Below are 12213 nucleotides of genomic sequence, written 5' to 3'. Positions count from 1 at the left end.
TTTCAACCAATCTTTTCTTTACTGTCTCCCCACATCATCCATCACCGTTCTGCCAGAGTAAAATAACTTTTCTTCATCAATTGGATCTTCTTTAGCTGTGAGACTTTCTACTTCAATTTTATACACCGCCGTTTCGCTTCCCATAGAAGAGCGGTATGTTTCCACATGTTTTTTCGATAATGGTGTTTGAAAATAGCCAGGGACATACTTATCGAGCAACTGTTGCAATGCGGGAGTTGCTTCCGTTAAACCTTCGATGCGCTTCACCTTTCCAAACAGCATTACACTGAAATAAGCCGTACCGACATTTGCTGGAACCGGGTTTGCAATGGTCCCAAAATCTTCGCTCACGGTAAAGCATACTTGTTCATTTTCATTCATCACTTCATATTTCCTCCCAGCTGCTGCTCCATGAAAATAAACAGCCCCGTCTGCCCAAGCAAAATTTAACGGAACTACATATGGCCACTTCCCGTCACACAACCCTAAATACCCGACCTTTGTACAAGCTAAAAACTGATGAATTTTTTCTGTATCTTTGCACTCTTTCATGCTTCTTCTTATAGACTTCATAATGCATTTACCCCCTGTTATGATTCTGTTATAATTATTGTAAGAATATTTTGACCTTTTATAAAGTGACAGTTTTGTTTTTTTAAGAGGGGTCAGAAAGGGGGTACTATGCATCTCTTATCGCCAAAGTTAAATAAACAAAGCCCTTTGCCACTCTACTTGCAGCTTTATGAACACCTGAAGCAAGACATTATCAAAGGGACCTTGAAAAGCGGGAACAAACTCCCTTCCATTCGTGTTCTTTCCCAACATCTACAAATAAGCCGCAATACAGTCGAAACAGCCTATCAACAGCTCCTCGCCGAAGGCTATATTATAAGCAAGCCAAAGAGCGGGATGTTCGTTCAGCATTTAGAGTTAGATGTCATTCAGACAAAATCTGTTCAAACTCCTTCGCCCACGGAAGCTCCCATCCTCTCTTCTTCAATGATTGACTTTCAATACGGAAATGTTGATATGAGTGTGTTTCCAATGAGATTGTGGAAAAAGTATAGCAACGATGCCTACAATTGGGAAGTGGAAGAACCGAAATCGTACGGGCATTATAAAGGAGAATATAAGTTACGGGAGGAAATAGCCGCTTACTTGTATCAAGCACGAGGAGTGATATGTACACCTGAACAAATTATCTTAACTTCTGGCACACAGCAATCATTAAGTTTGCTATGTCAAACGGTGTTTCAAAATACGCACTGCCTTGCCATAGAAAATCCGGGTTATAATCGTGCCCGTTACACATTTGAACATCACGGGTTTCAAGTCACCCCTATTCCGCTTGATGAAAACGGAATTTCTGTGGAAGCGTTAAAAACAAGTCGTGCCAACATCGTCTACGTGACGCCATCCCATCAATATCCGGTAGGAATGGTCATGCCCTTTCACCGCCGGTTGGAGTTATTGCAATGGGCAACTGACACGAATCACTATATTATTGAAGACGATTATGACGGAGAGTTTCGCTATGAAGGAAAGCCCATTCCTGCCTTGAAAGAACTAGATCAACACGAATCGATTATTTATTTAGGGACCTTTTCCAAAATGTTGCTACCGTCCCTTCGCATTAGCTATATCGTCTTGCCTCACCGTCTCATTCAAGCATACGACCATCTTCTCCAAACTTATATCTCAACGGTCCCTCGGGCAATCCAGCATACACTGTACTTCTTTATGAAAGACGGAGAATGGGACCGGCATGTTCGGCGAATGCGAATTTTATATCAAAAAAAGCACCGCATTCTCGTCGATTCATTAACACACCATTTTGGTCATCGAGTGAAAGTTGTCGGTGAAAAAGCCGGATTACATTTACTGATTACAATCGATACCGTCCTGACGGAAAAAGAACTAATGCAAAAAGCAGAGACAGCTGGTGTTCGCGTTTATTCAACCGACAAATACTGGATCCCGCCTAAAAAAGAGGGCAAGCCATTGCTGTTGCTCGGGTTTAGTCAAATTCCAATCCATCAAATTGAAGAAGGCGTAAAAAGATTAACGAAAGCTTGGTTTTCATAAACGCTTTTAGTGGTAGAGAAACATGTCGAAGTTTCTGAATGTCCATGCGACTGAAATTAGAAACCCATCACATTTTGACTAGTTTTGTCACAACCATTGCTTTTCACCTAAAATGTATTACAATAATGTAAATACATTGTAAAGAAAATATAAATTTTATTTACAATATCTTGACAAAGGGGGTAAATACAATGAATGTAGTTGAATATTGCGGAACGATGGACGCTTCGATCCTACAATTTATTTTCTCCTTAACTTCCGATATTCGTGAAAAAATTGAACAGAAAAAACTTTTTTATAAGGAACAGATTACACGTTATGCCGAAAAGAAAATCGATTTCTTTTTCAAAGCTTATAACTTACACGATGCCCTCTTACATATCTACAAATACGAAGTCTATAACACAATTATGTTTAAACTAAAAAACACGTTAAAGGAGCATAACGTCTTCCGATGTCTATAAATGAGGATACTATAAAAAAAGAGAACTTTCCTTTTGCTTCTGAACCGCAAAAAGAAAAGTTCTCTTTTATTTCATGATGATTTTCTACGTTAAAATCCCATATTTTTTCTTGTATCTTTGTAAAATCTTTAGCCATGAAGCGCTGAATAATGTAAGAAAGAAGACGTTCGACAGCGCGTGCGCCAAATCAAAATAAAAACTCGCCGCATAGGCAGCGGCAATCGCTTCCCACGTAATACTTTCCCCATAGCTTAGCAAAAACCACGAGTTCATCAGCCAGCCAAATAAAATCCCCACCGCAAACCCGTAGACCGCTCTTCCTGCTTTATGCTGCATCAGCCATGTGTCTTTTAACATTCCCGCCGTTAGTCCCATCATCCCCCAGCCAAACATTTGCCAAGGTGTCCAAGGACCTTGACCGAGAAACATATTGGAAACAAGAGCAGCGAGCGAACCGATTAAAAATCCGGCTTCACCGCCGAAAACGATGGCACACATGATGATAACAAACGATGTGGGCTGAACGCTCGGCAAGGCCGCAAACGGAACCCGGCTAACGGCAGCAAACGCAGCGAGCAGCGCAATTAACACCAGTTCCCTTGATTGAATTTGCCGGCGTTCAAACCGGATAAAAAAAGGAATCATCGCAAATACGACCATCATCATGCCAACAAGCAAGTAGGATTGATTCATCGTAAAAGACGTCACGAGCAGTAAAACCGCCAGTACCCCTGCGGTTATGAAAAGGATGATGTTGGAGCGCTGCATAAATGCGCCACCTCCTCATATAAAAACACGTTCGGAAGGCGATCGCGTACAATTCGGTGAACCGTCGTCGTATAAAAATAATGATGACAAAAGAAAGCGCCAGGCTCTCCTTCTGATGTAATAGCCCCATCGAATAAAAGTACGCATCTCGTCGCCTGTTTGGCTGCAAATTCGACATCGTGGGTGACACTTACAATAGTCAGACCCTCTTGACGAAGCGATTGAAGAATCAATGCTAGCTTTTCCTTCGACACAACGTCCAATCCTTTTGTCGGCTCATCGAGCAGTAAAATAGACGGACGAGACAATAAAACGATTGCGAGCGCTGTTTTTTGTTGCTGGCCACCGCTCACATCATATGGATGCTTCTGCAAAATTGGCGATAAATCCAGTAAGTCAATCAGCTTTTTCATCTCTTGTTCTGGTAAAAGAGCGGTTGAACGCTTTGCGGCGAATTCTAACTCTTCCATAATCGTGTCATGTGAAAAATATAACAGCGGATTTTGAGCCAAATAACCGATGCGTTGAAATCGCTCCGCTTCCTTAATACGGTGTACCTTTTTCCCTTCGAAGCGAACTTGTCCGCGCTGCGGTTGAAGAAGTCCTGCCATTACTTGAAGCAACGTTGATTTTCCTGCCCCATTTCCACCGAGAATAGCTAAAAATTCTCCTTTGTATATAGAAAGAGACAGTTTTTGCAATACCATTGGCTGTTCTCGTTCATATTGAAAGCTGACTTCTTTACATTGAAGAAGCGGTTCTGTAAACAGATAGCGCTCTTCCTTTTTTTCTACCTGTTGATGAAGCGGCACATCCTTAAACCACCGTTTCCCTTCTTTCACCGTAAGCGGCACATCGAGTTCCTTCTCTGTTTCCAACGTTAAATAAAGTTGGGCAATTGATGGCAAATAATGAAAATGCGTATGATCATGCTGAGACAAAATAGCACGACAAACCGCTGTCGGCTCGCCGTGATGACGAATTTTTCCTTCTTCCATAAACACTACTTGATCAGCAAGCGGAAAGACTTCTTCCAGCCGATGCTCGCTTATGATGATGGTCATGGAAAACTCATCATTCAAACGCTTTAACATTTGCAAAAATTCTTTCGCTGCCACAGGATCCAGTTGGGAAGTCGGTTCATCCAGCAAAATGACACGAGGCTGTAGAACAAGAATAGACGCTAAATTAACAAGCTGTTTTTGTCCTCCAGACAAGTTGTGAACGGATTGATGCAAGAGTGACTCCAATCCGAAAAATTGCGCCATTTCCGCTGTCCGTTTTCGAATCACATCCGTCGGGTAACCTCGATTTTCTAATGCAAATGCCATTTCATGCCAAACAGTATCCATCACAATTTGCTCGTCAGGATGCTGAAATACCATTCCGATTTCTTCCGCTGTTCGTCCATCCGGCTGCTCCTCAAGCGGAACCCCATCATATAAAATATGGCCAGTACGTGCTCCAACTGGCTGCAGCTCTTTTTCAAATGGCGCAGCAACGTCGTTTTGCCGCTTCCTGATGCCCCGCATAAGACGGTAAACGTTCCTTCAGGAATGGACAATGTAATATCGTTTAGTGTGTTCATTTGTTCGTCCGGATAATGAAACGAAACATTTTTTATTTCAAAAAGCGCCATCGTATTTCTTCTCTCCCTTCAATGACAAGCGGTATGATTAAAAAGAAGCAGACTGCACTATAAGTAATCCACTCATATGGAGTAAACAAGACCGATTCCAGCTCTGGATAAATTTGCAGTCGTCCATAGCCGAATACACAGCCTACATATGCCAACCCGGCGCTCACTGCCAACAATCCAAGCACTGTCCAATCCATTACGCCCATTCGGTACGGAAAATAAGCGGTTCGTTTGCTCGTTCCATATCCTCTTGCTTTTACTGAATCGGCTGTTTGCATCGCTTCTTCTAAAGAAGAGGAAAGAAGGAGCTGAAGAAGCTGCATCCCTTCTGCTGCTCGTTTTCTTATGGATCCTGTTTGCGGATTGAGTCCTCTTGTACGCTGAATAATTGTTAAATCAGAAAGTCTTCTTTTCAATAACGGGACAAACCGTGCCGCCATCATGGACAGCAAAGCCGCTTTCGGCGAAAACGAAGAAAATAAGAAAAGAAATTTATCTGCTGTCATAATGCGGTTATAGGACAGAAATGCCGTCATAATGGTCATTAAAGATAGCATCATCATCAACCCATATAAGACGGACTCTAAGGTGATTGGCTCACTGCCTATGTAAAACAAAATATGAGTTCCACGATGGGAAATGAGCGGATTAATAATAAAAAACACGAGACCGATAACAAGAAAAAAAGGAAATGAACGCTTCATCCTCGCCCCTTGATGCTGCAATCCGTTCAATGCCGCTGCTCCCACTAAGAGTGTGACAAGAAAAAAGGGATGTAAAAAAAGCATGCTGAAAAGAAATAAGTTCACATAGTAAACGAAGCAAACGACAGGATGAAAAGACGCAAAGCCCGACTTCATTACTGCGGCGCCCCTACATCTTTTCCTAAATCGGTCGTATATACCCATTCAATGCGGTCACCGTTTTTCACATTAACCGCCCCCGCGCTTTTTTTCGCAAATACCCCGTTTACTTTAAACATCCAGCCACTCGTCGGTCCGCGGTCAAATTCATATAAATTGTCGATCCCTTCAATGTAAGCAGCGCCCCCGGCTCCTGAATAGTCAAGCTGAATACGCTTTTCCTTCGTAATTTTTTTCAGCACATCGAGCACTGAATCGCCCTCGGCTAGTTCGACTTCCACCGCTGACAGTACGGTCCCATGTCCACTGTCACCTTTAATGGAAATGGAAACTGTTTCTTTTTTCGGTTCCTCTTGTTTTGGCTGTTCCGGCTTAGGCGTAGCAGCAGGTGTCACAGGCTTTGCCGCTACTTCTTTTTGAACCGGCTTTTCTGCGACTGGTGCGGTTTCCTGCACCTTCTGTTTAGCAATTGGTGTCGCCTCCTGCGACGCTGCTTTTGGCTGTTCAGCCTGTTTAGCAGGTTCTGCTTTTGCTTCTGGCTTCTCTTCTTGCTGTACAACTGGTGGGGCGGTTTCTTTCTTTTCAGCGGTTTCAGCTACAGACTCTTTTTCCTCTGTCTCTTGCGTTGCTGTCTCTGTTTTTTCTGTAATTTCATCGGCATCAGCTGAACTTTCCGTTTCGCTCTCCACTGTTTCTTCTTGCTGAACGGCTTGTTCTTTCTCAACTTCTTGTTTAGCTGCCTCTTTGCCACAACCGGTCAATGCGAGCATAATAATTAAAAATGAAATGAAAGATATTTTCATACATGTCCCTCCCTGGAAAAACAGGAAAGAGAACGACCCTTTTTCAAGGTTTTCGTTCTCTCTTGTTTCCCTTTATTATTTGTTCATCATTTCATACAAGCGAACCGCAATGACGGCTGCCATCTCTCTTGATACGTGTTCATACGGTCTAAAACTTCCGTTGGACCCGATCATAATACCTGCTTCTTGCATCGCTTGAATCGCCAGCAGTGCTTCTTGATCGGTTGTATCAACATCTTTATAAGAAAGTGTTGTTGTGCTTCCTTTCAGTTCAAAAGCTCTTGCAATCATTACCGCAATTTGCTGTCTTGTAATTGGCGCATACGGCTTGAACTCACCGTTTGGATAGCCTTGAATGAGCCCCTTTGCCTTCGCCGTTTCTACATAACCGTAAAACCAGCTGTCTGCTTTTACATCTGAGAAGGCTGCTTTCTCTTGCTCATTTGGCTGTGCACCAATCATTCGTACTAAAATCTTAGTAAATTGCGCGCGCGTTAACGTATTTTTCGGATGGAAAGAGCCGTCTGCTCCTTCCATTAACGCATATTCCTTCGCTTTATACACAGATTCTTTTGTCCATGAAGCAATGGACGCATCATCTTTATACAGAGACACCGTCTCTTTCAAATCATAAAGGTTAGACTCTTTCTTTAAGAAACGTTCATAGGCAACAAAGGCCATCAACGCTTGTTCTGTTGCCATCTCATCTTCTTCTCCAGACGGAAGATGTGTAAAGCCACCTTTGTTTGTTTGGAATTGAAGCAGGCTTGTAATAAGGTCCCCTTCTGCTTTCGTGAACGCTTCGCCTCTCGGATCGATTCCGAGTGAAGAAAGCGCAATAATCGTTTGGGAAAGGCTGCTGCTGTTTTCTTCTCCAAACATGCTGAACCCGCCCTTATTATTTTGCTGGGCAGATAGCCAGTTCACACCTTTTTCAATCGCTGCTTTGACGTCTGCTCTTTCTTGATAAGGCGCTAACGCCGACAAAGCCATCGCTGTGATATCAATGCTTGCTTCTTCATCATTTGTTAATGGGAAACCACCATTTTCATATTGGCTTTCCAAAATCATATCAATAATGGCTTCTTTTGACCACTTCGCATTGGCTGGAACAGAATAGTCGGCGCTGTCGAGTGCAATTAGTGCGAAAATAATCCCGTTCGTTCCTTGAGCTGTTAATAATGGAGCATTGTAAATGCTCTCAATTAAGTTATAGCCGCCAAACGATTGTGGATCATACCCAGCTGCTTTTATCGATAGAGCAAGACGTTCGTAGTCCGTGATTTTGCGGAAATATCCGTTTTTGTCTTTCACAAGTTGTTCTGCTGTTTGAATGTATTCAGATGGTACTTCTGCTTTCGCACTTGCAAGCGCAAAGGCTTCCCAGTCACTAACATCACCGCTTGTTAAAATGTGCTGGACGGCTTTTTCAATGGCTGTTTCCGCAAGCGTCATGTCCGCAGTGCTGGCCATTTGTGCTGTATCAAGGACGGCAAACTTTGTGAAATGCTCAACCGCTCCAGTAACTAGGCCTGTTTTCGCATCCACTACCGTCGGCAACGCAATCCATTCGTTAGTTGTTTCATCCAGCCATGCTAACACGAGCTGTTCCGGTTGCACCGTGTCCATCGCTACTTTCAGTGATAAATAAACATTTTTTTCAAATGTCGTCCCGCTTGGCGAGAATTCGTAAACAGACGAGATAACCTCGTTTGAGACTGGCAACGTCAACTCTTTTACCGCAATCGTTTTACTTTCTTTTAACGCACCTTTTGGCACGATTAGCTTTGTTTCCTGTTTGGAATCATTAATCGTTGTATCAGCGCTCGTTGTCACCTTTTGGCTCGTATTCACTACATTTGCCGCAAGGGTTTCTTTTAACGCTTTTGCCTCGGTTGCACTCATTTTTTGACTGGCATTCAAAACAGATGTAACCGACGTTTCTTTCGTTACCGGTTTGTTTACACCCGCCGCCTTTTCATTTTTGGTTAACGCATCGGCCACTTGTGATGGAACTTCTTTTGGGATATCTGTTGTCGGTGTAGTCGTTGTTCCACCGCTTCCCGCCCCGATGTCTTCACCTAAGTCTGTTGTATATTTCCACACGATGACATCGCCGTCACTCACTTTAACAGAGCTGGCACTCTTTTCAATATAGTCACCATTAACAGAAAACATCCAACCGCTTTTCGGACCGCGATCAAATTCATTTAATCCGTCGATACCGACAATGTATTTGCTTGAGCCAATTCCGCTCGTTTCCACTTTTGAAGAGCCAATTGCTTTAATTAATACATCATATACTGTATCGCCTGTTTCAATGTCAATAGATGTACGAGATAAAATCGTTCCTTTTTGGCTATCGCCAATGATGGAGATTTTCGCAGTCTTCTTCGTTGGCACCGTCGTTCCTGAGTCAGATTTTTTCGCAACAGTTAATGCTTGCGTAACTCGCACAATTTTAGGAACACTATTTCCTGCGTAACCAGTTATCTCCATCTGGTAATTTCCAGCCGTCAATCCGTTTGTGAAAGTAGCTTTTCCTTCACTATTCGTTTGAGCGGTTTGACTACCAATTTTCACTGTTACACCTACAGCTGGAATGATTTGTTCATATGATGTCCAGTCTGAGTTCCATAACCATTTCAGCTGTTTCACCGTGACCGTGAACGTTTCACCCTCTTTTGGTTCCGATGGACTAACTTCCGCCGATTTCACGATTGCCGTTCCGTCACCATAATACACGATCACTTCGTCAGAAGACTTCAGTCTGAAGTCGGCCATTCCGACATCAGGATGAATCCATTCACCAGCACGCTTCACCACAAACATCCAGCCGTCATAGCCGCCGTATGATCCGCCTGCTATCCCGTTAATGGAATCGACATATTTCCCGAAGCTAGCCGTTACTATGTCATATTGGATATTCTTTTCCGTTAATAGTTTTTCTAACGCTTGGAGTGCATTTGTTGATTGAACTTGACCTGTTGTAATCGGACTGTTCGGCCCTTCTACGGTCACGGTAACGGTCGGTACCGCATTTACTTCAAGCGGGAGCGTTTCCCGTAGAAGAGAAGGCGCTTCGTTATCTTCATACCTTGTAATCTCAATTTCATACTTTCCTTGGGCTAAGCCGCTTGTAAAAACAGCTTTTCCCTCACTATTGGTTTGAATCGCTTGATTGTCGATTTTCACCGTTGCTCCCGCAGCCGGGGTGATTTCCTCTGACGATGTCCAGTCAGGATTCCATATCTTCTTCCACTGTTTCACAGTAATGGTGAACGCTTCGCCCACTTTTGGTTCGGTCGGGCTGACTTCCACCGAATTTACAATTGCCGTGCCGTCACCATAATACACAATTACTTCGTCAGAAGACTTCAGTCTGAAGTCAGCCATTCCGACATCAGGATGAATCCATTCACCAGCACGCTTCACCACAAACATCCAGCCGTCATAGCCGCCGTATGATCCGCCTGCTACCCCGTTAATGGAATCGACATATTTCCCGAAGCTAGCCGTTACTATGTCATATTGGATATTCTTTTCCGTTAATAGTTTTTCTAACGCTTGGAGTGCATTTGTTGATTGAACTTGACCTGTTGTAATCGGACTGTTCGGCCCTTCTACCGTTACCGTGACGACAGGTGCTGCATCAACTTCAAGCGGGAGCGTTTCCCGTAGAAGAGAAGCCGCTTCGTTATCTTCATACCTTGTAATCTCAATTTCATACTTTCCTTGGGCTAAGCCGCTTGTAAAAACAGCTTTTCCCTCACTATTGGTTTGAATCGTTTGATTGTCGATTTTCACCGTTGCACCCGCAGCTGGGGTGACTTGTTCCTCCATGGCACCAGTGTCGTTGTTCCATACCCATTCCACCTGTTGAACCGAAACAGTGAAAGCTTCTCCTTCTTTCGGCTCAGATGGGCTGACTTCCACCGAGTTCACAATAGCTGTACTATCACTATAATAGACAATCACTTTATCAGAAGGCTTTAACTCGAAATCAGCTATTGCAACACTCGGATTAATCCATTCACCATCCCTTTTTACAACATAGTTCCAACCATCGTAGCCGCCATATTTTCCAGCATCGATTCCGTTAATAGAACTTACATAAATCCCGTATGGAGAGTCTGTTAGGTCATATTGAATATTTTTTTCAGTTAATAACTGCTCTAACGCCTTTAGTGCGTTGACCGCTTGAACTTGCCCTGTGGCAATATGACTTTCTGGTCCTTCTACTACGATTGTTACTGCTGCAGAAGACTGTTGCTGAATCGTCACTTCGATAGAACCTTTAATGCTTTCATCTTCTAAGGAATGAACAGTAACCGTAACAGTTCCCACTGCTTTTGCAGTCAGAAGTCCTTGATTACTCACTTCTGCAATCGTCGCATTGGAGCTGCTCCATCCTAAAGAAGCATTTTCTACAACAGTTCCTTCCCCATTTTTTGCTTCAGCCGTTAATTGAACGGTTTCCCCTTTTGCAATTGCTTTATTTAAAGGAACAATGCGGACAGTCGCTACTTCAGACGTCCCAGGCTGCTGGACGGTTCCGCTAATTTCTTGGAAAATAACACCTGTTCCCGTTTTTACAAGACGATCATATGCTTCTAAAGCAAATAAAGATTGCTGTGTTGCCATCTCATTCGCTTCATCATCACCTCTTGTCCAACGGAACTGTCCTTTATATTCATGAGTAGAGGCAAACGCAAAGCTTAAAAGCTGTTCTATTAAATTTTCATTATTATAGATATAATCATCTGAAGCAGGGTCAATACCAGCAGCTGTTAACCCAAGAATCATTTGAGCTAAGCTATTACTGTTAACCGGATGAACTGTTTCCAATCGCTCGGCTGCTTGATTCAAAACAGCCTCCACTTCTGACTTCTGTTTATATGGTGCTAAAGCGCTCATGACCATTCCTGTAATATCAGGATCAATCGCCGATTGGCCCCATCCGCCTGTTGACAGGCTTTTGCTTACAAGATGATCTAAAAGGAGCTCTCGGTTGATGTTAGCATCGCTCGGAATGTCATAGTTTTGACTGTCAAAAGCTAAAAGAGCCCATGCTGCATCATTTTCTGCACTCACTTGACTCATTTCTTTGTTGTATAGTTTTTCAACTAAATTTATTCCATCTACATTTAATGGATTGTAACCAGCAGCATTTAACGCAATAATCGTTCTCGCAAGATCTGTCGTTTTGCTATAATTTCCGTTATTCCCCTTAATTTTATTAACTAGACTTTCTACGTATGATAAACTGACGGGTTTATTCGCTAAATAAAAAGCAAAAGCATCCCAATCATCTCTAGGAGCCGGCAACGATGTAAAATATTCTTTCGTATCTGTCAGTTGCTCTTCTACTTTTTGTGCCAACGTAATTTCTTCCGCCTGTCCAACAGGCGCAAAGCCGCCAACTACTTGTGCAAGCAAAAGTAAAAATGTAAGCATAAACGCTACGATTCTTTTCGATTGGCTGTTCATCATGTTCTCCCCCTTTGTATCTTTTGAATATTTGGACTTTACAACTTGCATCCACTTTGAGCAGATGCCTTTCTGGAAAGGGCGAGAAAGGAAAATGAAAA

At 43.0% G+C, this 12213-nt stretch carries 8 protein-coding genes and 1 pseudogene; 2 read left to right on the top strand and 7 right to left on the bottom strand.

From position 1 onward, the window contains the following. Positions 1-18: 18 nt before the first annotated feature. A complete protein-coding gene (locus ACXAEO_RS06720; RefSeq protein WP_474879489.1) occupies positions 19-573 on the bottom strand; it encodes a pyridoxamine 5'-phosphate oxidase family protein in 555 nt (184 codons plus the stop codon). Positions 574-681: 108 nt separating this feature from the next. Here ACXAEO_RS06720 and pdxR point away from each other — a divergent pair, with 108 nt between their 5' ends. Further along, a complete protein-coding gene (gene pdxR / locus ACXAEO_RS06715) occupies positions 682-2085 on the top strand; it encodes a MocR-like pyridoxine biosynthesis transcription factor PdxR (RefSeq protein WP_474879486.1) in 1404 nt (467 codons plus the stop codon). Between the two features lie 191 nt (positions 2086-2276). Next, entirely contained in the window at positions 2277-2549 is a 273-nt protein-coding gene (locus ACXAEO_RS06710) for a hypothetical protein (RefSeq protein WP_474879484.1), read from the top strand. Positions 2550-2633: 84 nt separating this feature from the next. Here ACXAEO_RS06710 and ACXAEO_RS06705 read toward each other — a convergent pair whose 3' ends face one another. The 6 genes and pseudogenes from ACXAEO_RS06705 to ACXAEO_RS06680 form a co-directional block, all read right to left on the bottom strand. Beyond that, positions 2634-3317, bottom strand: coding sequence for an ECF transporter S component (locus ACXAEO_RS06705; protein WP_474879481.1), 684 nt, complete (start codon positions 3315-3317; stop codon positions 2634-2636). Next, positions 3287-4840, bottom strand: a complete 1554-nt coding sequence (locus tag ACXAEO_RS06700; protein ID WP_474883999.1) for an ABC transporter ATP-binding protein — start codon at positions 4838-4840, stop codon at positions 3287-3289. The genes ACXAEO_RS06705 and ACXAEO_RS06700 overlap by 31 nt, the downstream gene beginning before the upstream one ends. Continuing rightward, positions 4840-4905, bottom strand: a pseudogene (locus ACXAEO_RS06695) (hypothetical protein); the annotation flags it as partial. The gene ACXAEO_RS06700 and the pseudogene ACXAEO_RS06695, both read right to left, overlap by 1 nt. Before the next feature lie 32 nt (positions 4906-4937). Then, the gene (locus ACXAEO_RS06690) at positions 4938-5816 is read right to left on the bottom strand and encodes an energy-coupling factor transporter transmembrane component T (RefSeq protein WP_474879478.1); all 879 of its coding nucleotides are present in this window, start codon (positions 5814-5816) and stop codon (positions 4938-4940) included. Beyond that, a complete protein-coding gene (locus tag ACXAEO_RS06685; protein WP_474879476.1) occupies positions 5816-6622 on the bottom strand; it encodes a DUF4430 domain-containing protein in 807 nt (268 codons plus the stop codon). Before ACXAEO_RS06685 ends, ACXAEO_RS06690 begins: the two co-directional genes overlap by 1 nt. Positions 6623-6697: 75 nt before the next feature. Continuing rightward, positions 6698-12115, bottom strand: coding sequence for an S-layer homology domain-containing protein (locus tag ACXAEO_RS06680; protein ID WP_474879474.1), 5418 nt, complete (start codon positions 12113-12115; stop codon positions 6698-6700). Positions 12116-12213: the final 98 nt, after the last annotated feature.

It is taken from the genome of Bacillus sp. ABA4_010 (assembly GCF_056159105.1).
This window is presented reverse-complemented; position numbering and strand designations above follow the sequence as displayed.